The following is a 22,405-nucleotide window of genomic DNA, read 5'->3' on the forward strand; positions in this document are numbered from 1 at the left end:
CAGAATACGCTGAGATTCTGCTCGCGGTATCACGGGTAGGAGCAGCATATGAGCCAAAATACGCTGAAAGTTAACGAGTTACATGATGATGCGGATTTCGACGAGAATGGAGCTGAGGCCGAGTCGTTTGATGAAAAAGCGCTGGTAGAAGAAGAGACCAGCGAGAACGATTTAGCGGAAGAAGAGCTGTTGTCTCAAGGCGTTACGCAACGCGTATTGGATGCGACGCAGCTCTATCTGGGTGAGATCGGTTATTCACCTCTGCTGACCGCAGAGGAAGAAGTCTATTTTGCGCGGCGTGCTCTGCGCGGTGACGTGCCGTCCCGCCGCCGCATGATTGAAAGCAACCTGCGGCTGGTGGTGAAAATCGCCCGCCGCTACAGCAACCGCGGTCTGGCGCTGCTGGATCTGATCGAAGAGGGTAACCTCGGTCTGATTCGCGCAGTGGAAAAATTCGACCCGGAACGCGGCTTCCGCTTCTCCACTTATGCAACCTGGTGGATCCGTCAGACGATTGAACGGGCGATCATGAACCAAACCCGTACCATTCGTTTGCCTATCCATATCGTCAAAGAACTGAATGTCTATCTGCGCACCGCGCGCGAGCTTTCCCACAAGCTGGATCATGAACCGAGCGCTGAAGAAATTGCCGAGCAACTCGACAAGCCGGTGGATGACGTCAGCCGCATGCTGCGCCTGAATGAGCGCATCACCTCGGTGGATACGCCGCTGGGCGGGGATTCGGAGAAAGCGCTGCTGGACATTCTGGCCGACGAGAAGGACAACGGGCCTGAAGACACCACGCAAGATGACGATATGAAGCAAAGCATCGTCAAATGGCTGTTCGAACTGAACGCCAAACAGCGTGAAGTGTTGGCGCGTCGTTTCGGCCTGCTGGGCTATGAAGCGGCGACGCTGGAAGACGTAGGCCGGGAGATTGGCCTGACGCGCGAGCGCGTCCGTCAGATTCAGGTAGAAGGTCTGCGCCGTCTGCGTGAGATTTTGCAGATGCAGGGCCTGAGCATTGAGGCGCTGTTCCGCGAATAACGCCGGTTGTTGAACCGCATCAAATAAAAACGGTGAGCATGATGCTCACCGTTTTTTTATGCCCGCGTTTGGCGCCAGACTACACCATATTTTTCAGCCGGTAGATCCATTCCAGCGCCTGTCGTGGCGACAAGGAATCCGGATCAAGCGCCTCCAGGGCTTCTACCGCCGGCGAGGTCTCTTCCTGCAGCAGCGTCATCTGAGTGGCATCGACGCTGCCCGATGCGGTGTGGCTGGAGATGGATTCCAGCTCGCGCAGTTTCTGACGGGCGCGTTTGATGACGTCGCGCGGCACGCCGGCCAGTGCGGCGACCGCCAGGCCATAGCTTTTGCTGGCGGCACCGTCTTGCACGCTGTGCATGAAGGCGATGGTGTCGCCGTGTTCAAGCGCATCCAGATGCACGTTGACCACGCCTTCCATCTTCTCCGGCAGGGTCGTCAGCTCGAAGTAGTGGGTGGCGAACAGCGTCATCGCCTTGATGCGGTTGGCCAGGTTCTCGGCGCAGGCCCAGGCCAGCGACAGGCCGTCGTAGGTGGAGGTGCCGCGGCCGATTTCATCCATCAACACCAGGCTGTGCTCGGTGGCGTTGTGCAGAATGTTGGCGGTTTCGGTCATCTCCACCATGAAGGTGGAGCGGCCGGAAGCCAGATCGTCCGCCGCGCCGACGCGGGTGAAGATGCGATCCACCGGGCCGATGGTGGCCTTGGTGGCCGGCACGTAGCTGCCGATGTGCGCCATCAGCACGATCAGCGCCGTTTGCCGCATATAGGTGCTTTTACCGCCCATATTCGGACCGGTTATGATCAGCATGCGGCGCTGCGGCGACAGGGTGAGCGGGTTGGAGATAAACGGCTCGCTCAGCACCTGCTCCACCACCGGATGGCGGCCTTCGGTAATGCGGATCCCCGGCTGCTCGCTCATGGTCGGGCAAGCGTAGTTCAGGGTATCGGCACGCTCGGCCAGGTTGGCCAGCACGTCCAGCTCTGCCAGCGCGGCGGCGCTTTGTTGCAGTTCCGCCAGGTGCGGCAGCAGCAGATCGAACAGCTCGTCGTACAGGCTTTTCTCGATCGCCAGCGCCTTACCCTTGGAGGTGAGCACTTTGTCTTCGTACTCTTTCAGTTCCGGGATGATGTAGCGCTCGGCATTTTTCAGCGTCTGACGGCGTACATAGTGGATCGGCACCAGGTGGCTTTGACCGCGGCTGACCTGAATGTAATAGCCGTGTACGCCGTTGAAGCCGACCTTAAGCGTATCCAGACCCAGCTTTTCACGCTCGCGGATCTCCAGCCGGTCGAGATAGTCGCTGGCGCCGTCGGCCAACGCGCGCCACTCGTCCAGTTCGCTGTTGTAGCCGGGGGCGATCACGCCGCCGTCGCGCACCAGCACCGGCGGTGATTCAATGACCGCACGTTCCAGCAGTTCGCGCAGTTCGTCAAACTGGCCCACCTGCGACAGCAGCTGCTGCACGTGCGGCGTTTTCACATCCTGCAGCAGCGCGCGGATGTCCGGCAGTTGCTGGAAAGCATGGCGCATGCGTGCCAGATCGCGCGGCCGGGCGGTGCGCAGCGCCAAACGCGCCAAAATACGTTCCTGATCGCCTACCTGACGCAGCGAAGGCTGCAGATCCGCGAACAGTTCCTGCAATGCGCCGATCGCCTGCTGGCGGGCAGTCAGGACCTTGATGTCGCGGGTCGGCATGTGCAGCCAGCGTTTCAGCATGCGGCTGCCCATCGGCGTGACCGTACGGTCAAGGATCGCCGCCAGCGTGTTGTCGCTGCCGCCGGACAGGCTCTGCGTCAGCTCCAGGTTGCGGCGGGTGGCGGCATCCATGATGATGCCGTCCTGCTGGCGTTCCATGGTGATGCCGCGAATGTGCGGCAGCGAAGTGCGTTGGGTATCTTTGACGTACTGCAGCAGACAGCCGGCGGCGCGCAGCGCCTGGTGCGCCTGCTCGACGCCGAAGCCGGTCAAGTCGCGGGTGCCGAACTGCAGGTTGAGCTGCTGACGCGCGGTCTCAAGCTCGAATTCCCACAGCGGACGGCGGCGCAGGCCGTGGCGCTGTTCGATCAGCGCCATGTGCTCGAAGGTTTCCGGATAGAGCAGCTCGGCCGGATTGGTGCGCTGCAGCTCGGCGGCCATGGTTTCCAGATCCTGCGGCTCGGCGACGCGGAAGCGGCCGGAGCTGACGTCCAGCGTGGCGTAGCCGAAGCCGCGCGCGTCCTGCCAGATCGCCGCCAGCAGGTTGTCCTGACGCTCTTGCAGCAGCGCTTCGTCGGTGATGGTGCCGGGGGTGACGATACGCACCACTTTGCGTTCGACCGGCCCTTTGCTGGTGGCCGGATCGCCGATCTGCTCGCAGATGGCGACGGACTCGCCGAGCTGCACCAGCTTGGCCAGGTAGTTCTCCACCGCGTGGTGCGGCACGCCGGCCATCGGGATCGGTTCGCCCGCCGAGGCGCCGCGTTTGGTCAGCGAGATATCCAGCAGTTGGGAAGCGCGCTTGGCGTCGTCGTAAAATAGCTCGTAGAAGTCGCCCATGCGGTAGAACAGCAGGATTTCAGGATGCTGGGCCTTGAGGCGCAGGTACTGCTGCATCATTGGCGTGTGCGAATCGAGTTTATCGGTGCTATTCATGCGATTATTTTTCCAATCCATTGAATGTAAAGGTCACTGTGATTTTCATTGTCGTCATTCGCTATCACATTGTTTCAGCAGGCGTCGCCCCATTCAGCGCTTGGCGGGCGGCGCAAATCAAATTATCAATACGCCAAACGGCGCGCTCAAACCCGAGGTTTGCACAGACGCTTATACTAGCCCAGCGGGCAATCGGCTGTCACAGGTAAAAATGGGAAGCGCTGCGCAAGGCCGGTTTGCAACGAAGCGAGATTGTCGTTCGCCTGCGGGCGACAACGCAAGTGTCGCCGCCCGCAGTAGTGGTGGAGAGTTTATTGCGCGGCGGTGAGAGGCAAGGGCAGTTGATAGAGGAGGAAACTGTCGGGCACTTCGGTTTCATGGCCGGGCAGCAGGCGGTGGCGGATGCGCGATTCGCTGACGAAGGCGCAGCCTTGCGGGGTAATAGTCAGGTTGACCGGCGATTCCATGCCTTCGCGCAAGACCTCAAGCTGGTGCATTCCTGCCGCCTTGGGTGAGGGGATCCGCAGGATCCGCCCCTGGCCGCTTTGGATCCCGTTTTCCAGCACGATCAGCGCGCCGTCCGGCGCCAATCCCATTCCGTCCGGGTTTTCGATGAGGCGCGGCAGCTGCATTTCCGTCAGCTGCGGCTTTGGAGCGTTATAACTGAGGGTGTAGAGCTTACCGGTACCGAAATTGGCGACAGCCATCAGCCGATCGTCGAGCAGCACGATCCCGGCGGCGCCCAGCCCGCTGGGGGCCGCTAACTGCGGATCCTGAAACAGCGTCCGGAATGCCGTCTCGCCCGGCCGCAGGCGCAGGATGCCGCCGCCGCGGGTTTCCGTCACATACACCGTACCGTCTGCGCCGAGCACGATATCGTTGCCCATTTCTCCCACCGGCAGCGCCAGGCTGCGGTCGAGCGTGCCATCCGCGACGTTCAGCGCGTAGATGCGGTTGGCGCGCGTTTTGCCGCCGGAGAGAAAGTCCGGCGAATTGCCCCACAGCAACCCGCGCCGTTCGTCCAGCCGCAGCGCGTTTGAGGCGAACACCGTGTCAGCGCCGGGGAAAAAGGTTTCCCACGCTTGACCCGGCCGCTTGCGCAGCACGTTGCCGCTGGTGACAAAGCCGACATACAGCGTACCGTCCGTCGCACGGGCGATGCCGTTGGGGTAAAGCGCGCCAGGCGGCAGCGTCATGCTGCTTTCTGTGCAGTCTGCGCTGACGGCAGCCTGCACCGGAACGCTAAGGGGGAATGCGGCAGCGAGGGCGAGCAACACCGCTCGCACGGTAACAGCGTATGACATGTTTCTCTCCGGGAATGGGGAAAAGGGGCTACCAGCGCTCAGGGCGGACAGCGTGCGCCATTGGCGCCTCCAGCGCGGCCACGTCTTCCGGTGATAGCCTGAGGTCGAGCGCTGCCAGCGCATCCTGCAGATGATGCGGCTTGGACATGCCCACCAGCGGCGACACCACGCCGGGTTTGGCCAACAGCCAGGCCAGCGCGATCTGCGCTGGTGGAACGCCGCACGCGGCCGCCACCTCCGCGACTGCCGCGACGGTGCGTTCTACCTCGTTTCTGCCGCCGTACCAACGGGGCGCCTGTTCGTCGGTGGCGGCGCGCAGCGTGCCGCCGCTGCCGGAGCCGGCCAGCACGCCGCGGGCCAGCGGCGACCAGGGCGTCAGACCAAGACCCTCCTCCAGACACAGCGGGATCAGTTCCTCTTCATCTTCACGCGTCACCAGGTTGTATTGGCTTTGCAGCGAAATAAACGGCGCCAGGCGGTACTGACGTTGAAAGGCCAGCATTTTCATCAGGCGCCAGGCGTGCAGCGAGGAGGCGCCGAGATAGCGGATCTTGCCCGCCCGCACCAGGCCATCGAGGGTGTCGGCGGTTTCTTCGATCGGCGTTTCGGTGTCGAAGCGGTGCAGCACGAACAGATCGAGGTAATCCATTCCCAGCCGCTGCAAGGAGGCGTCGACGCTGTGCAGCAGGTGCTTGCGTGATAGCCCCCGGCTGTTCGGCTGCGCGTCTATTGGAAAGTAGGCCTTGGTGGCGATCACCACGTCTTCACGGCGGGCGAACGCCCTCAGCGCGCGGCCGAGAATGCGCTCGCTTTCTCCGCCGGAGTAAATGTTGGCGGTATCGAAAAAATTGATGCCCGCCTCCAGCGCCTCGCGGATAAAGGGGCGCGCTTCATCTTCCTTCAGCACCCAGGGCCGCCAGGCCGGATCGCCGTAGGTCATGCAACCCAGGCAGAGGCGGGACACCTTCAGGCCGCTGTCGCCAAGCCGAACGTAGTTCATGGCCTCGTCTCCTCAACGCATGCCGGCGATGGTGTAACCGCCGTCCACCAGCAGGCTTTGGCCGGTGATGAAGCGAGCTTCGTCCGTCGCCAGCCACAGCGCCACATCGCCGATGTCTTCCGATTCACCCAGGCGGCCGGCGGGCGTATGGGCGATAAAGGGCGCGAAGGCCGCGCTGTCAGCCACGCTGCCGCGTGCCATCGGCGTGTCGATGATGCCGGGGTTGATGTTGTTGACGCGGATGCCCTGGCCGCTGTACTCGAGCGCCACCGCGCGGATCATCGCATCGAGCGCGCCCTTGCTGGCGGAGTAGCTGGATGAGCCGGCCAGTGCGCCGTGGGTCAGCCAGGAGGAGGTGTTGATGATCACGCCGCCCGAGCGCTGAGCCAGGAAGGTTTCAATCTCATATTTCATCGCCAGCCAGACGCCTCTGAGGTTAATGGCGATCACCCGGTCAAAATCCTCGCTGCTCTGTTCGGCGATGGGGGCGAAGTTGCCGATGATGCCGGCGTTGTTGAAGGCGACGTCGAGCCGGCCGTAATGGGCGGTCACCGTGGCGATCAGTTGGCGGATATCGTCTTCCTGGGAGACGTCGGCCACGATGGGCAGGGCGTCGCCGCCGGCCAGCGCGATGTCGCGCGCCGTGGCTTCGATTTCCGCCGCGCGTCGGCCGGCCAGCGCGACGTTGGCGCCTTCGCGGGCATAGGCCAGCGCGGCGGCGCGGCCGATGCCGGTGCCGCCGCCGCTCACCAGTACGACTTTGCCCGCCAGACGGCGCGGCGTTTCATGAGTTGGAGCTGTAGCATTAATCATCGTATCGATACCTGGTAATGGGGTCGATCGCAATGCTATGTTGTTAGGTGACGGATAACTATCCGCTAAAAATTCATCTCACTATTAGATAATTTATATCAATAGCATGAAAAAACCTGAACTGTCTGGGCTGGCGGCCTTCGTGGCTATCGCCAGTGAACGCAGCTTCCGCCGCGCCGCCGCCCGATTGGGCGTGACGCCGCCGACGCTGACCCACACCCTGCGCGAATTGGAAGCGCAGGTGGGCATTCGCCTGCTAAACCGCACCACCCGCAACGTCTCGCCGACGGAGGCCGGTGAGCATCTGCTGGCACAGCTGGTGCCCGCTTTTACCGACATCGACGCCGCGCTGGAGAGCCTGAATGTGTTTCGCGAAGGGCCGCGCGGCCTGGTGCGCATCAACGCGCCGCGTTCGGCCATCGATCTTGCCATCGTGCCGCATCTGGAGCGGTTGGCCTGCGAGTACCCCGGCATTACGCTGGAAGTGGTGGCGGACGAGGGGTTTGCCAACATTGTCGAACAGGGCTTTGACGCCGGTATTAGGCTCGGCGAGGATCTGCACAACGATATGCGCGCGGTGCGTCTGACGCCGGATCTGCGTTTCGCCATCGTCGCCACGCCGGACTATTTTCAACGGCACGGCGAACCGATGCATCCGCAGGATTTGCTGCAGCACCGCTGCATCGGTTGGCGCAAGGCCTCTTCGGGCGAGCGCTACAAATGGGCATTTCAGCAGGGTGAGCAGCGGTTTTCCGTGGCGGTTAACAGCCCGTTGATACTCGATGACGGCAGGATGATGGTGCAGGCGGCGCTGGCGCACGTCGGCATCGCTTTCGCCATCGAACAAGAGGTAGAAGAACACCTGGCGAGCGGGCGGCTGCGGCGGGTGTTGACCGACTGGTGCGCGCCGTTTACCGGTTTTTATCTCTATTACCCTAACCGCAGGAATCATTCCGTGGCGCTGAGCACGGTGATCGAGTTGCTGCGTCTGCCCACCTAATCCTCTTCACCGGCTATCGCGTTCGGATGGCCGTAGGTGAATCAAGCTTGAACTATTTTTATTCCCTTTTCGTTTGTTCAGGCGCAAATAAACTCTTAAATTCTCGGTGAGTTTGTAACTTGTTGTTTATAATTGTTATTTGAATATTTATTGCGAATATTCCGAGTTTTTATCGGTTATTTGAGAGCCCGGTCACACTATTTTTTTGTGCGAAATGTGAAGGGGGTCAATCCGTCAGGTCAATGAGAGACGGTTATGTCTACTCCTGGCTTACCGATCCGTTTTTCATGCTCCGTATACTGTCCGTAACCAGGGCAACGTGACGGAAATTTTCATAAGGAATGTGCGTGAAGCAATCGTGATTGCATCTGGCATACAAATAACACCGGGTTTTTTTGATTATCTGAGGTGCTTGGTATGGAAAAGAAAAAAATCTATCTGTTTTGTTCTGCCGGTATGTCCACTTCCCTGTTGGTATCAAAAATGAAGGCGCAGGCCGAGAAATATGAAGTGCCGGTGATCATCGCCGCCTATCCGGAAGCGCTGGCTGCGGAGAAAGGCGTTGAGGCGGATCTGATCCTGCTGGGGCCGCAGATCGCCTACACCTTGCCGGAAGTGCAAAAACAGCTGCCCAACAAACCTGTGGAAGTCATCGATCCGCTGCTGTACGGCAAGGTCGATGGGCTGGGCGTGCTGAAGGCCGCGGTGGCCGCCATCAAGAAAGCCAATCAATAAAAGGAGGCCGCCGTGAATACCCTCATTGCCTCGCTCGAGAAGGTTATCCTGCCTTTCGCCGTAAAAATCGGTAAGCAGCCCCACGTCAACGCCATCAAGAATGGCTTTATCCGCCTGATGCCGCTGACCTTGACCGGGGCGATGTTCGTGTTGATCAACAATGTGTTCCTGAGCTTCGGCGAAGGATCGTTCTTCTATTCGCTGGGCGTAAGGTTGGATGCCTCTACCATCGAGACGCTGAATAGTCTGAAGAGCATCGGCGGCAGCGTTTACAACGGCACGCTGGGGATCATGTCCCTGATGACGCCGTTCTTTATCAGCATGGCGTTGGCGGAAGAGCGAAAGGTCGATCCGCTCGCTTCGGCGCTGCTGGCGGTGGCGGCCTTTATGACCGTCACACCGTTCAATGTCGGCGAGGCCTATGCGGTGGGAGCCAACTGGTTGGGCGGCGCCAACATCATTTCCGGTATGGTGATTGGGCTGGTGGTGGCCGAGATGTTTGCCTTCATCGTGCGGCGCAACTGGGTGATTAGCCTGCCGGACAGCGTGCCGGCTTCGGTGTCGCGTTCCTTCTCGGCGCTGATCCCCGGTTTCATCATCCTCTCCATCATGGGGCTGGTGGCGTTCGCGCTGGCGCACTGGGGCACCAACTTCCACCAGATCATCATGGACGGCATTTCGGCGCCGCTGGCCAAGATGGGCAGCGTGGTGGGCTGGGTGTACGTGCTGTTCTCCTCGCTGCTGTGGTTTTTTGGGGTGCACGGCTCCATGGCGCTGGCGGCCCTGGACAGCGGTATCATGACGCCGTTCGCGCTGGAAAACGTGGAGCTGTACAACAAATACGGTTCGGTTGAAGCGGCGGTGGCCGCCGGAAAAGAGTTCCACATGTGGGCGAAACCGTTCGTCGACTCCTACATCTACCTCGGCGGCACCGGCTCGACGCTGGGCTTGATCATCGCCATCTTCATCGCCTCGCGCCGCGAAGATTATCGCCAGGTCGCCAAACTGGCGACGCCATCCGGCATCTTCCAGATCAACGAACCGATACTGTTCGGCCTGCCGGTGATCATGAACCCGGTGATGTTCATTCCGTTCATCCTGGTGCAGCCGGTGCTGACCATTATCACCTCCCTGGCCTACTACTCCGGGCTGATCCCGCCGATCACCAACATCGCTCCCTGGACCATGCCGGTCGGCCTGGGGGCGTTCTTCAACACCAACGGCAGCATCATGGCCATGTTGCTGAGCCTGTTCAACCTGGCGGTCGCCACCGTGATCTATCTGCCGTTTGTGGCGATCTCCAACAAGGCGCAGAGCCAGATCGACGCGGCGACGGAAAGCGAAGAAGACATCGCCAAGGCGCTGAAATTCTAACTGTGGAACGGGGCGGCGTGGCCGCCCCGCGAGGGACGCGAGTATGGAATATCAATTTGCCGACGGGTTCTGGTGGGGCAGCGCCACCTCCGCGCCGCAGTCTGAAGGGGCGGCCGCGCGGGACGGCAAGAGCCGCAACATCTTCGACTATTGGTACGAGATCGCGCCCGAGCGCTTTCACGAGCGGGTGGGTCCGACCGAAGCCTCGACCTTTTACGACCATTTCCGCACCGATATCGGGCTGCTCAAAACGCTGGGCCACAATACCTTTAGAACGTCGATCTCGTGGTCGCGGCTGATCCCGGACGGCGACGGTGAAGTGAACCCGCAGGCGGCGGCGTTCTATAACGCGATGATCGACGAGCTGCTGGCGCAGGGCATCACCCCGTTTATCAATCTCTATCACTTCGATATGCCGCTGTGCATGCAACAGCGCGGCGGTTGGGAAAGCCGGGCGGTGGTCGAAGCCTATGCGCGTTACGCCGATACCTGTTTCGGCCTATTTGGCGATCGGGTCACCCACTGGTTCACCTTCAACGAGCCGATCGTGCCGGTGGAAGCCGGTTACCTGAATGACCTGCACTACCCTTGCGTAGTGGACTTCAAACGGGCGGTCACCGTGGCGTATCACAGCGTACTGGCGCACGCCATGGCGGTGCAGCGTTTCAGAGCGCGGAGGCTGCAGGGGAGCATCGGCATCATTCTGAATCTGAGCCCGACCTATCCGCGCTCCGACGCGCCGGAGGATCTGCAGGCGGCACACGACGCCGATCTGCTGCTCAACCGCAGCTTTCTCGATCCGGTCGCCAAAGGGCGTTACCCGGCCGCATTGCTGCACCTGCTGGAGCGGCATGGGCTGACGCCCTACTGCGAACCGCAGGACGCGCAGCTGATCGAAGGCGGCGTGGTGGATATCCTTGGCGTCAACTATTACCAGCCGCGCAGGGTGCAGGCGAAAGAGGGACGGCGCGCCGAGGGGCCGATCGCATCGCCGGAGGATTTGTTCAGTTACTATGCAATGCCGGGCCGCAAAATCAATCCGCACCGCGGCTGGGAGATCTACGAGAAGGGGCTGTACGACATCCTGATGGATCTGAAAGAGAACTACGGCAATCTGCCCTGTTATATTTCGGAAAACGGCATGGGCGTCGAGGGCGAAGAAGCGTTTATCGGCGCCGATGGGCGGGTGGAGGACGATTACCGCATCGACTTTATTCGCGAGCACTTGAAGTGGCTGCACCGCGCGCTGGCGGAAGGCTCGCAGTGCAAGGGTTATCATCTGTGGACCTTTATCGATTGCTGGTCCTGGCTGAATGCCTACAAGAATCGTTATGGGCTGGTGCGGCTGGATCGGGCGGATCAGCGGCGCACCATCAAAAAAAGCGGTTACTGGTTTGCCGAGGCGGCCAGACGCAACGGATTTGACTAACGGGAGGCCGGCGCCGTGTCCGATAACCGAATTTCGCTGAGTGCCAACGACGTGAAGCTGATTCGCGAGCAGGATTTCTTTAACTGCAAAGACTTTCACCTGTTCATCTACAACAAGGTGGAAAGCGCCACCGGGCTGCACCAGCACGACTATTACGAGTTCACTATTGTGCTGAGCGGCAAATGCTATCAGGAGATCAACGGCAAGCGGGTGCTGCTGGAACGCGGGGATTTCGTCTTTATCCCTATCGGTTCCTACCACCAGAGCTTTTACGAGTTCGGCGCGACGAAAATCTTCAACGTGGCGGTCAGCAAAGCGTTCTTTGAAGAGCACTATTTGCAGCAGTTGCCGCGTTGCTTTGTCGCCTCGCAGGCCTACAGCCTGAGAAGCGAGTTTTTGGCCTATATCGAATCGGTGGTGAGTTCGCCGCAGTTTCGCGAGGATGACTTCGCCGAGTTTCTCGAAACGCTGACCTTCTATGTGATCAGCCGCATTCGTCACCATAAAGAAGAAAACGACGGCGGTGATGATATCCCGCAGTGGCTGAAGAACACCCTGGCCGGCATGCATGACAAGGCGATGTTCGGTGAAAAGGCGTTGGCGAACATGGTGGCGCTGTCGGGGAAAACCCAGGAGTACCTGACCCGGGCGATGCGGCGCTACTACCAGAAGACGCCGATGCAGGTGATCAATGAGATCCGCATCAACTTCGCCAAGACGCAGCTGGAGGTCACCAACTATTCGGTCTCTGACATCGCTTTCGATTCCGGCTATGGCGACGTCAGCTTGTTCATTAAAAACTTCAAGCGGCTCACCGACGTGACCCCAGGCAACTACCGAAAAAAGTGTTACGGCCCTCTTTAGGGCCGCTCCCGATCAGTATCAACGCCGATATGCCGATGAGCTTCAGGGCGCCGGTCGGTTAATCATTTGATTTTACCTTAACGAGGGGGAATGCCGCGCCGAGCGGTCGGCCTTCCCTTGCCAAAAATCCATCCCGCGGGAGCCTCTATGGAAAAACTACTGATCGTGAATGCCGATGATTTCGGCCTGAGCAAAGGGCAGAACTATGGCGTCATCGAGGCGTATCAGCATGGCGTCGTTTCCTCCACCACGGCGATGGTGAACGGCGGCGGCGCGCAGCACGCGGCGGCGCTCAGCCGGCAATATCCGGGGTTGCCGATTGGGCTGCATTTCGTTTTGACCCATGGCAAGCCGCTGGGCGCCATGCCTTCGCTGGTCAACGAACATGGCGAACTGGGCAAATGGCTGTGGCGCCGCGCCGAGGCCGGCGAGCTGCAGCTGGACGAAATTCACGAGGAGCTGCAGCGCCAGTTCACGCGCTTCGTGACGCTGTTCGGCCGGCCGCCGACGCATATCGACAGCCACCACCATGTGCATATGCAGCCGCAAATTTATCCGCTGGTGGAGGCGTTCGCGCAAGCGCAGGGGCTGCCGCTGCGTCTCGATCGCGAAGAGGCGAAACGGCGTGGCATCACGCTGCATGCCCCCTATAGCACTGACGTTTTCGACGCGGGATTCTACGGTGAGACGATTTCCGAAACGTTGTTCCTGCAAAGGTTGGCGCGCGCCGACGAGCAGGGCGCAGAATCATTGGAAATGATGTGCCACCCGGCGTTCCTCGACGCGACGATCCTGCAGAGCCAATACTGCCATCCGCGCCTCGTCGAGCTGGATGTGTTGACCGCGCCGACGCTGAAAGCGGCGATCGCCGAACGCGGTTTTCTGTTGGGCTCCTTCCAGGATCTGTAACGCCGCCGTTTACAGCATGGCGTGCGCCTTTTTCAGGCCGGTGTCTTCTTCCGGATCGGCGCCCTGAGGCAAGGGTTCCGCTTCTTGTGCTTCGGGCTGCGGCTCGTCGACCTCGGGCGCCGCTTCCGGCGGCGGCATGGTGTCGTGAATGATCTGTTCATCGAAGGTCGGATTAAGCGCCGGCGACAGCGGCGAGCTGGTGAGGCTGTCCGGCAGCGGAATGTGCGGCACCGGCGCGTCCTGCGCCAAATGCGGTTCCTCCGCTTTCGCCGTGCGGCTGAGAGCCGCCAGCAGCACGCCGCACAGGGCGAAAAAGGCGTACAGGATATTGCCGCCCAGCGGCTCGATCAGCGCGCCGACCGCCAATGGCCCGATGCTGGCGCCGACGCCGAACGCCATCAGCAGACAGGCGGCCAGCGAGACGCGGCGTTCCGGCTCGATCAGATCGTTGGCCAGCGCCACCGCCAACGGGTAGAGCGTAAATTGCAACATGCTGACGACGAACCCGACCGCTAGCAGCAGCGGGAAATCGATGTGCGGCAGCAGCGCCAGCGGCAGCGCCGCCACGATCAGAAAAATGGCGTTGAGGCGCATCAGCAACGGGCGATTATAGCGATCCGACAGCCAACTGAGCGGGAACTGCGCCACCAGCCCGGCGAAGATGGCCAGCGCCATGAACAGGCCGGTTTGCTGAGTGGTTAAGGATTGCAGGCTGGCGTAGACCGGCGCCAGGCCGTAAAACGAGCCCACCACTATGCCGATCACCAGCGTGGTAGCCAGCACCTTGGGAATGGCGCCGACAAAGTAACGCAACTCCATCGGGGCCGGCGACATGTGGCGCGCATTGGTGCGGGTGGTGAGCGCGATGGGCACCAGACAAAGCGCGAAGCACAACGCGATCACCAGCAGCGTGGTGATGCCCAGGTTGCTTTGCAGCATCAGCACTATCTGGCCCAGCGACATGCCGAGATAGGTCGCCGCCATATAGAAGCCGAACACCATGCCGCGCTGGTTGGATTCCGCCTGGTCGTTCAGCCAGCTTTCCAGCACCATATACTGGCACATCATGCACAGCCCGATCACCAGACGCAGCGCGACCCAAGCGGGAATGAATGCCGTCAGACCGTGCCCCAGCACCGCAGCGGTGATGATGCCGGCGCAGGCCACGTAGGCGCGGATATGCCCGACGCGGGCGATGAGAAAGTGGCCGACCTTGCCGCCGATCACCAACCCGATGTAGTTGGCGGCGATGATGGCGCCGATCAGCGCGCTGCTGACGTGGATGGAGGTCAGCCGCAGCGAGACATAGGTGGTGAGCAGACCCGAGCCCAACAGCAGCAGCAGGGTGGTGGTGTACAACGGCAAGAATACGCCCAACGTTTTTTTCACGCTATCATCCTAATCTCTTCTGGTGCGCCCTGAGGCCGCCGCCGCAGCGCGCCGCCTCCGTGATGTTCCTTGTGCTGGTGCGCCGCCGCTCAATGGGGCGCTTCTTTTGATACTAGCAGCTTGGCCGGGCGCTTAAAACCGCACCTCCTGCGAGGCGCTGCGCATTTCTGCGCGCCAGCCGCCGTGTCGCCTTGATAAATGCTACTATCGGGCGCATATACCTGAATTCGCGAGGGAGGGGTTATGAGTGAAAACCAACTGCGCCGGCTCAGCGTGCTGGCGGGGGAAAAACTGAAGGCTCAGGGCCGCTGGATCACCTGCGCGGAATCCTGCACCGGCGGCGGCATAGCCAAGGCCATTACCGATATCGCCGGCAGCTCCGCCTATTTCGATCGCGGTTTCGTCACCTACAGTAATGCGGCGAAACATGATCTGCTGGGGGTGAGCGAAGCGACGTTGGCGGCGCACGGCGCGGTCAGCGAAGAGGTGGTGCGCGAGATGGCGATAGGGGCGCTGCGGGCGGCGCAGGCCGATCTGGCGCTGTCGGTGAGCGGCATCGCCGGCCCGGACGGCGGCAGCGTGGAAAAGCCGGTCGGCACCGTGTGGTTCGGCTTTGCCAGCAGCGATGGCCGGGGGCTGTCGCGCAAGATGCAATTCGAGGGCGACCGCGATGCGGTGCGGCTGCAGGCGACGATTTTCGCGCTGCAAACCGCCATCGACGAATTTTTGTAAATTAGGCTTGATACTGTATGACCATACAGTATAATTAGTGACATTTCCTGCACAACATACATTCAGTGGCAGTGTGGGGTAACACCGGCATTGCGAAACGAAGGAGCAAAAATGGCTATTGATGAGAACAAGCAAAAGGCGTTAGCTGCGGCACTGGGCCAGATTGAGAAACAGTTCGGCAAAGGCTCCATCATGCGTCTGGGTGAAGACCGCTCCATGGACGTGGAAACGATCTCCACCGGCTCACTGTCACTCGATATCGCCCTGGGCGCCGGCGGCCTGCCGATGGGCCGCATCGTAGAAATCTACGGCCCGGAATCGTCCGGTAAAACCACTTTGACGCTGCAGGTGATCGCCGCTGCGCAGCGCGAAGGCAAAACCTGTGCGTTCATCGACGCCGAACACGCGCTGGATCCTATCTATGCGAAAAAGCTGGGCGTCGATATCGACAACCTGCTGTGCTCCCAGCCGGATACCGGCGAGCAGGCGCTGGAAATCTGTGATGCGCTGACCCGCTCCGGCGCGGTTGATGTCATCATCGTCGACTCCGTGGCGGCGCTGACGCCGAAGGCGGAAATCGAAGGTGAAATCGGCGATTCGCACATGGGCCTGGCGGCGCGCATGATGAGCCAGGCGATGCGTAAACTGGCCGGCAACCTGAAAAACGCCAATACCCTGCTGATCTTCATCAACCAGATCCGTATGAAAATTGGTGTGATGTTCGGCAACCCGGAAACCACGACCGGCGGTAACGCCCTGAAGTTCTATGCTTCGGTGCGTCTGGATATCCGTCGTATCGGCGCCATCAAAGAGGGCGACGAAGTGGTGGGCAGCGAAACCCGCGTGAAAGTGGTGAAGAACAAAATCGCTGCGCCGTTCAAACAGGCTGAGTTCCAAATCATGTACGGCGAAGGCATCAACAGCCGCGGCGAACTGGTCGATCTGGGCGTGAAGCACAAGATGATCGAAAAAGCCGGCGCCTGGTACAGCTATAACGGCGAGAAGATTGGTCAGGGCAAGGCGAATGCCTGTAACTTCCTGAAAGAAAACCCGGCTATTGCCGCCGAGCTGGATAAGAAGCTGCGCGACCTGCTGCTGCACAGCGGCGGTGAACTGGTAGCCGCTTCCGGTGACGACTTCGAAGACGATGAAGCGGAAACCAGCGAGCAGTTCTAATCGCTGAAGATGTGCGCCGCCGTTTATGTGGCGCATATTCTCTGAATTCAGGCTTGAATGATGAATGACTTGCTAAGCCGCGCCATGCGCCTGCTGTCGCAACGCGATCATAGTGAAGCTGAACTGCGCCGCAAACTTGCGGCGCAGCCGTTTGTGGCGAAAGCCCGGTTTGGCGGTAAGGGGCCGCATGCGCCGACGGTGGCCGAAGAGCCGGTGGATCCTGCGCTAATCGATCAGGTTATCGCCTACTGTTACCAGCACAACTGGCTGGACGATCAGCGTTTCGCACACAGCTACATCGGCAGCCGCAGCCGCAAGGGTTATGGCGCGCAGCGCATCCGCAGCGAATTGATGCAAAAGGGCGTGGATAAAGCGCTGGTACAGGACGCGTTGGCGGAATGCGATATCGACTGGTGCGAACAGGCGAAACAGGTGGCGCAGCGAAAATTTGGCGATGCGTTGCCAACCGACTGGAAAGAGAAAGCCAAAGTGCAGCGTTATCTGCTCTATCGCGGCTTCTTCCAGGAAGAAATTCAGTCAATTTACCGTGATTTTGCGCAATGAGCGCACACGGGGTTTTACTTCCCTCTGAAGAAAATTTATCTTATCCCCACTTTTTGTTCGTGAGCTGGTTGTCATCGTCGGGATGACGCGCCACCGGCTCACGTGTCGTTATTCTAGCCTTTCCAGGAAAATTATGAGCAAGAGCACCGCTGAGATCCGTCAAGCGTTTCTCGATTTCTTTCATAGTAAGGGCCATCAGGTTGTAGCAAGCAGCTCCCTGGTGCCTAACAATGATCCGACATTGCTGTTTACCAATGCCGGCATGAACCAATTTAAGGATGTTTTCCTGGGGCTCGACAAACGCGCCTATTCCCGCGCCACCACCTCGCAGCGCTGCGTGCGCGCAGGCGGCAAGCATAACGACCTGGAAAACGTCGGTTATACCGCTCGTCACCACACCTTCTTTGAAATGCTGGGTAACTTCAGCTTCGGCGATTACTTCAAGCACGACGCGATCAGCTACGCGTGGGAACTGCTGACCGGTGAAAACTGGTTCAACCTGCCGAAAGAGAGACTGTGGGTCACCGTGTATGAAACCGATGATGAAGCGTTCGACATTTGGCAGAAGCAAATCGGCGTACCGGCCGAGCGCATTATCCGCATCGGCGACAACAAGGGCGCGCCTTTCGCTTCCGATAACTTCTGGCAGATGGGCGACACCGGCCCATGCGGCCCGTGCACCGAGATTTTCTACGATCACGGCGATCACATCTGGGGCGGCCCTCCGGGCAGCCCGGAAGAAGACGGCGACCGCTACATCGAGATCTGGAACATCGTTTTCATGCAGTTCAACCGTCAGTCCGACGGCACCATGCTGCCGCTGCCGAAACCTTCAGTGGATACCGGCATGGGTCTGGAGCGCATCGCGGCGGTGTTGCAGCATGTGAACTCCAACTATGAGATCGACCTGTTCCGCACCCTGATCGCCGCCGTAGCGAAAGTCACCGGCGCGACCGATCTGGATAACAAATCCCTGCGCGTTATCGCCGACCACATCCGTTCCTGCGCCTTCCTGGTGTCTGACGGCGTGATCCCGTCTAACGAAAACCGCGGCTACGTGCTGCGCCGCATCATTCGCCGCGCGATCCGTCATGGCAACATGCTGGGCGCGAAAGATACCTTCTTCTACAAGCTGGTAGCGCCACTGATCGAAGTGATGGGCCCGGCGGCCGACGAGCTGAAACGCCAGCAATCGCTGGTGGAGCAGGTGCTGAAAACCGAAGAGGAGCAGTTTGCCCGCACGCTGGAGCGTGGGCTAGCGCTGTTGGACGAAGAGCTGGCCAAGCTGCAGGGCGATACCCTGGACGGCGAAACCGCTTTCCGTCTGTACGATACCTACGGTTTCCCGGTCGATCTGACCGCTGACGTCTGCCGCGAGCGCGGTCTGAAAGTCGACGAAGCGGGCTTTGAAGAGGCGATGGAAGCCCAGCGCCGCCGCGCGCGTGAGTCCAGCGGCTTCGGCGCCGACTACAACAGCCTGATCCGCGTGGATGGCAGCAGCCAGTTCAGCGGCTACGATCACGACGAGCAGCAGGCGACGGTGATCGCGCTGTTCCGTGACGGCCAGCCGGTCGAGCAGATCAACGCCGGCGAAGAGGCGGTGGTGGTGCTGGACGAGACGCCGTTCTACGGTGAATCCGGCGGGCAGGTCGGCGATAAAGGCGTGCTGAAAGCCGCCGGCGCCGAGTTTGTGGTCAATGACACCCAGAAATACGGTCAGGCTATCGGCCACCAAGGCAAACTGGCGCAGGGCTCGCTGAAGCTGAACGATCGCGTGGATGCGCAGATCGACGCCGAGCGCCGCAACAGCATCCGCCTGAACCACTCCGCGACTCACCTGCTGCACGCCGCGCTGCGCCAAACGCTGGGCGATCACGTTGCGCAGAAAGGCTCGCTGGTTAACGACAAATACCTGCGTTTCGACTTCTCGCACTTCGAAGCGATGAAGCCGGAACAAATCCGCGTGGTGGAAGATCTGGTGAACCAGCAGGTGCGTCGTAACCTGCCGGTGCAGACCGAGCTGATGGCGTTGGAAGACGCCAAAGAGAAGGGCGCAATGGCGCTGTTCGGTGAGAAGTACGACGACAACGTGCGCGTGCTGACCATGGGCGACTTCTCCACCGAGCTGTGCGGCGGTACCCACGCCAGCCGCACCGGCGATATCGGCCTGTTCCGCATTCTGAGCGAGTCGGGCACCGCGGCGGGCATCCGTCGTATTGAAGCGGTGACCGGCGCAGGCGCTATCGCCACGCTGCACCAGCAAAGCGATTTGTTGCAAGACGTTGCGCAGTTGGTGAAGGGCGACAGCAACAACCTGACCGATAAAGTGCGCTCGGTGCTCGATCGCACGCGCGCGCTGGAAAAAGAACTGCAGCAACTGAAAGATCAGCAGGCGGCGCAGGAAAGCGCGTCGCTGTCCAGCCAGGCGAAACTGGTTAACGGCGTGAAGCTGTTGGTCAGCCAGTTGGACAATGTCGAAGCCAAAATGCTGCGCACCATGGTGGATGACCTGAAAAATCAATTGGGTTCGGCCATTATCGTGTTGGCGACGACGGCTGATGACAAAGTCAGCCTGGTCGCGGGCGTGACCAAGGATCTGACTGACCGCGTGAAAGCCGGCGAGTTGATCGGCAACGTGGCGCAGCAGGTCGGCGGCAAGGGCGGTGGTCGCCCGGATATGGCGATGGCGGGGGGGACGGATATCAACGCTCTGCCAGCGGCGTTAAACAGCGTAGAAGCCTGGGTGGCCTCAAAGCTGTGAACATAAATAAATAGCACGGACAAACGCCATAATACTTTGTTGATTATGGCGTTTTCATACTGTGCTAACACAATTTAGTTACAATTGCGGGAACAAAGTTTTTCTGGTCGGCTAAACTTACCATTATCTGAGGTGGGACCAAGTCTGCTTACACTTATTGTGGATTGCGCGGCTTACGTTTTCACCACATATGATGGATAATGACGGGGAAACTGAGAGACCCGACTCTTTTAATCTTTCAAGGAGCAAAGAATGTTAATTCTGACTCGTCGAGTTGGTGAAACCCTCATGATTGGCGATGAGGTTACGGTCACTGTGCTAGGGGTAAAAGGCAACCAGGTGCGTATTGGTGTGAACGCCCCCAAAGAGGTTTCAGTTCACCGTGAAGAAATCTATCAGCGCATTCAGGCAGAGAAGTCTCAGCAGACGACTTACTGATTCCGAAGCAGCGTCTCGTTGCCAGACGAGACGCTACTGCATCGTTTTACCCACTTCTTTCGTTCTCCCCTCTCTTTTTCGTGATTATTTTCCCGGTGAGTTTCCTGCTTTATTGCTGCAGACGTTGCGGTTGCCTGTTGATAAAACGCCCTTTTTGCCGTGAAATCGCCCATGTTGGGTGTGAATTGTGCAAACGCGCATGAGTTGGGAAAAATTGTTTGACTTAAAAGTCGGAGAAAGTAATATGTGCGCCACGCAGTGCCGATGAGCTTCTCTAAAGCAAGTCAGGCACAATTCGAAAGAAGCGTATGGTGAGGTGGCCGAGAGGCTGAAGGCGCTCCCCTGCTAAGGGAGTATGCGGTCAAAAGCTGCATCCGGGGTTCGAATCCCCGCCTCACCGCCATTTGCATCCGTAGCTCAGCTGGATAGAGTACTCGGCTACGAACCGAGCGGTCGGAGGTTCGAATCCTCCCGGATGCACCATATTTTGCAGTATGGTGGGGTAGTAACAACGTACCATACGGTATCAAAAAAGAATTCCTGTGCATCCGTAGCTCAGCTGGATAGAGTACTCGGCTACGAACCGAGCGGTCGGAGGTTCGAATCCTCCCGGATGCACCATTCTTAAAGCCTGGCTTTATTAGCAAAGCCGGCACGCGGTAAAAATAGTAATGCATCCGTAGCTCAGCTGGATAGAGTACTCGGCTACGAACCGAGCGGTCGGAGGTTCGAATCCTCCCGGATGCACCATCTAAGAGAAGCCCGCCTTAGCGGGTTTTTGCTTTTCTGTTATTCGTGAAACAGACAAGCGGCAAAAACAGTCATGCATCCGTAGCTCAGCTGGATAGAGTACTCGGCTACGAACCGAGCGGTCGGAGGTTCGAATCCTCCCGGATGCACCATGTTTAACCTCCCGTATCGCGAAGAGAAATCGTCATGCGGGTGGTAAAAAGAAAGTGTCCTTGGGGAGGATAACGTTGCTTTAGCAACGGCCCGCAGGGTGAGGCGTTGGCGCCGAATCATCCTCCCGGATGCACCATCTAAGAGAAACCCGCCCTGGCGGGTTTTTCGCTTTTCAGCATTTAGCCATTCTCTCTTCACCCCTTTCCTGCTTTGTACCCGATCGATCACAGCACATTCCGCTATGACGCAGTCAGCGACAACCCAACGGCTTTACGCTAAAGTAGTTTTCTTTCCTCAACGATCATGGAGTAACGATGTACGACCGCTATCAGGGTCTTATTTTCGACATGGACGGCACGATTCTGGACACCGAGCCAACGCACCGCAAAGCGTGGAGTAAAGTGCTGTCGCGTTATGGCATGACGTTTGATGAAGCGGCTATGGTGGCGCTGAGCGGTTCACCGACCTGGCGCATCGCTCAGGCGATTATCGCCAGCCACCAGGCCGATCTCGATCCCCATCATCTGGCGGCGGAGAAAACCCCCCGCGGTGGAGGCGATGCTGTTGGACAGCGTACGCCCGTTGCCGCTGATCGAGGTGGTAAAATCCTATCACGGTCGCCGTCCGATGGCGGTCGGTACCGGCAGCGAGCACCGCATGGCGGAAATGCTGCTGCGTCATCTCGGCCTGTTCAACTGCTTCGACGCGATTGTCGGTGCGGACGACGTACAGCGCCATAAACCGGAGCCGGACACCTTCCTGCGCTGCGCCGAACTTATCGGCGTGCCGCCGGAAAAGTGCGTGGTGTTTGAAGACGCCGAGTTCGGCATTCAGGCGGCAAAAAGCGCCGGTATGGACGTGGTAGACGTTCGCACGCTGTGAGTAGTACGCTAGCCGTAATATCGTTATTTGGCAGCAGCTTCCTCAGTGCGACGCTGCTGCCGGGAAATTCAGAAATCGTTCTGGTCGCTTTGCTGACCCAGAGTCGCGTCTCGCCGGAATTGCTGGTGCTGGCCGCGACCCTGGGCAACACGCTGGGCGGCTTGACCAATGTCATTATCGGGCGCCTGTTACCGGCGTTGAAACCACAGCGGGGGCTGGCAACGGCGCTCGGGTGGCTGCAACGCTTCGGCCCGGCTGCGCTGTTGCTCAGCTGGGTGCCGGTGGTGGGCGATTTGTTGTGCGTGTTGGCAGGTTGGCTGCGCATGCCCTGGGGCTCTGTCGCGCTGTTTCTGTGTATCGGAAAGGCGCTGCGTTACATCGTTTTGACTATGATAACGGTACAGGGCATCGCCTGGTGGCAGTAACCAAGTGAATATAACTCAATATTCT

At 59.6% G+C, this 22,405-nt stretch carries 18 protein-coding genes, 5 tRNA genes and 1 pseudogene; 19 read left to right on the plus strand and 5 right to left on the minus strand.

Annotated features, from left to right (window positions below; genetic code table 11):
• Window positions 1-48: 48 nt before the first annotated feature.
• Window positions 49-1,047 carry an RNA polymerase sigma factor RpoS gene (gene rpoS / locus WFM45_RS20560; RefSeq protein WP_004932578.1) on the plus strand — a complete coding sequence of 333 codons (999 nt, stop codon included), beginning with the start codon at window positions 49-51 and terminating at the stop codon, window positions 1,045-1,047.
• A gap of 79 nt (window positions 1,048-1,126) precedes the next feature.
• Here rpoS and mutS read toward each other — a convergent pair whose 3' ends face one another.
• The 4 genes from mutS to WFM45_RS20580 all read right to left on the minus strand — a co-directional run bounded on the left by mutS (window position 1,127) and on the right by WFM45_RS20580 (window position 6,799).
• Entirely contained in the window at window positions 1,127-3,682 is a 2,556-nt protein-coding gene (gene mutS, locus WFM45_RS20565; protein WP_004932577.1) for a DNA mismatch repair protein MutS, read from the minus strand.
• A 311-nt stretch (window positions 3,683-3,993) separates the two neighbouring features.
• Window positions 3,994-4,986: a hypothetical protein gene (locus WFM45_RS20570; RefSeq protein ID WP_250602079.1), complete on the minus strand. Its 993-nt coding sequence runs from the start codon at window positions 4,984-4,986 to the stop codon at window positions 3,994-3,996.
• 28 nt (window positions 4,987-5,014) lie between these two features.
• Entirely contained in the window at window positions 5,015-5,986 is a 972-nt protein-coding gene (locus WFM45_RS20575) for an aldo/keto reductase (protein ID WP_336957090.1), read from the minus strand.
• A gap of 12 nt (window positions 5,987-5,998) precedes the next feature.
• Window positions 5,999-6,799, minus strand: a complete 801-nt coding sequence (locus WFM45_RS20580) for an SDR family NAD(P)-dependent oxidoreductase (protein WP_049277320.1) — start codon at window positions 6,797-6,799, stop codon at window positions 5,999-6,001.
• 106 nt (window positions 6,800-6,905) lie between these two features.
• Here WFM45_RS20580 and WFM45_RS20585 point away from each other — a divergent pair, with 106 nt between their 5' ends.
• From WFM45_RS20585 to chbG, 6 genes are all read left to right on the plus strand, one after another.
• Window positions 6,906-7,799 carry a LysR family transcriptional regulator gene (locus WFM45_RS20585; protein WP_082997266.1) on the plus strand — a complete coding sequence of 298 codons (894 nt, stop codon included), beginning with the start codon at window positions 6,906-6,908 and terminating at the stop codon, window positions 7,797-7,799.
• A gap of 417 nt (window positions 7,800-8,216) precedes the next feature.
• On the plus strand, window positions 8,217-8,534 hold the full coding sequence (locus WFM45_RS20590; protein ID WP_004932561.1) for a PTS sugar transporter subunit IIB: 318 nt from the start codon (window positions 8,217-8,219) through the stop codon (window positions 8,532-8,534).
• A 12-nt stretch (window positions 8,535-8,546) separates the two neighbouring features.
• Complete coding sequence (gene chbC / locus WFM45_RS20595) at window positions 8,547-9,908, plus strand: PTS N,N'-diacetylchitobiose transporter subunit IIC (RefSeq protein WP_004932557.1); 1,362 nt, start codon at window positions 8,547-8,549, stop codon at window positions 9,906-9,908.
• Window positions 9,909-9,951: 43 nt separating this feature from the next.
• Entirely contained in the window at window positions 9,952-11,337 is a 1,386-nt protein-coding gene (locus WFM45_RS20600) for a glycoside hydrolase family 1 protein (RefSeq protein WP_103085957.1), read from the plus strand.
• A gap of 15 nt (window positions 11,338-11,352) precedes the next feature.
• On the plus strand, window positions 11,353-12,201 hold the full coding sequence (gene chbR / locus WFM45_RS20605) for a transcriptional regulator ChbR (RefSeq protein WP_015376697.1): 849 nt from the start codon (window positions 11,353-11,355) through the stop codon (window positions 12,199-12,201).
• Between the two features lie 147 nt (window positions 12,202-12,348).
• Window positions 12,349-13,110: a chitin disaccharide deacetylase gene (gene chbG / locus WFM45_RS20610; protein WP_085337434.1), complete on the plus strand. Its 762-nt coding sequence runs from the start codon at window positions 12,349-12,351 to the stop codon at window positions 13,108-13,110.
• Between the two features lie 9 nt (window positions 13,111-13,119).
• On the opposite strand, the gene WFM45_RS20615 is transcribed toward chbG, so the two are convergent.
• Window positions 13,120-14,499 (minus strand): MFS transporter, encoded by a 1,380-nt coding sequence (locus tag WFM45_RS20615; RefSeq protein WP_336957097.1) that lies wholly within the window; start codon window positions 14,497-14,499, stop codon window positions 13,120-13,122.
• Window positions 14,500-14,742: 243 nt separating this feature from the next.
• Between WFM45_RS20615 and pncC the strand changes: the two genes are divergently transcribed.
• The 12 genes and pseudogenes from pncC (at window position 14,743) to WFM45_RS20675 (ending at window position 22,380) form a co-directional block, all read left to right on the plus strand.
• The gene (pncC, locus tag WFM45_RS20620; RefSeq protein WP_004932543.1) at window positions 14,743-15,231 is read left to right on the plus strand and encodes a nicotinamide-nucleotide amidase; all 489 of its coding nucleotides are present in this window, start codon (window positions 14,743-14,745) and stop codon (window positions 15,229-15,231) included.
• A gap of 111 nt (window positions 15,232-15,342) precedes the next feature.
• Window positions 15,343-16,407, plus strand: a complete 1,065-nt coding sequence (gene recA, locus WFM45_RS20625) for a recombinase RecA (protein ID WP_004932541.1) — start codon at window positions 15,343-15,345, stop codon at window positions 16,405-16,407.
• Between the two features lie 60 nt (window positions 16,408-16,467).
• Window positions 16,468-16,971: a recombination regulator RecX gene (gene recX, locus WFM45_RS20630; protein WP_033631822.1), complete on the plus strand. Its 504-nt coding sequence runs from the start codon at window positions 16,468-16,470 to the stop codon at window positions 16,969-16,971.
• Between the two features lie 133 nt (window positions 16,972-17,104).
• Window positions 17,105-19,732, plus strand: a complete 2,628-nt coding sequence (gene alaS, locus WFM45_RS20635) for an alanine--tRNA ligase (RefSeq protein ID WP_261438469.1) — start codon at window positions 17,105-17,107, stop codon at window positions 19,730-19,732.
• A 252-nt stretch (window positions 19,733-19,984) separates the two neighbouring features.
• Window positions 19,985-20,170, plus strand: a complete 186-nt coding sequence (csrA, locus tag WFM45_RS20640) for a carbon storage regulator CsrA (RefSeq protein ID WP_004091602.1) — start codon at window positions 19,985-19,987, stop codon at window positions 20,168-20,170.
• Window positions 20,171-20,480: 310 nt separating this feature from the next.
• Window positions 20,481-20,573, plus strand: a tRNA-Ser gene (locus WFM45_RS20645).
• A gap of 3 nt (window positions 20,574-20,576) precedes the next feature.
• Window positions 20,577-20,653 (plus strand) — tRNA-Arg (locus tag WFM45_RS20650).
• Between the two features lie 61 nt (window positions 20,654-20,714).
• A tRNA-Arg gene (locus tag WFM45_RS20655) sits at window positions 20,715-20,791 on the plus strand.
• A gap of 52 nt (window positions 20,792-20,843) precedes the next feature.
• Window positions 20,844-20,920 (plus strand) — tRNA-Arg (locus tag WFM45_RS20660).
• A 75-nt stretch (window positions 20,921-20,995) separates the two neighbouring features.
• A tRNA-Arg gene (locus WFM45_RS20665) sits at window positions 20,996-21,072 on the plus strand.
• A gap of 315 nt (window positions 21,073-21,387) precedes the next feature.
• Window positions 21,388-21,955: pseudogene (gene yqaB, locus WFM45_RS20670) on the plus strand (fructose-1-phosphate/6-phosphogluconate phosphatase).
• The gene (locus WFM45_RS20675; protein WP_025159656.1) at window positions 21,952-22,380 is read left to right on the plus strand and encodes a YqaA family protein; all 429 of its coding nucleotides are present in this window, start codon (window positions 21,952-21,954) and stop codon (window positions 22,378-22,380) included. Before yqaB ends, WFM45_RS20675 begins: the two are co-directional and overlap by 4 nt.
• Window positions 22,381-22,405 lie beyond the last annotated feature (25 nt).

The sequence above is a fragment of the Serratia sp. KG1D genome, assembly GCF_037150675.1.
Lineage (GTDB): Bacteria > Pseudomonadota > Gammaproteobacteria > Enterobacterales > Enterobacteriaceae > Serratia > Serratia nematodiphila.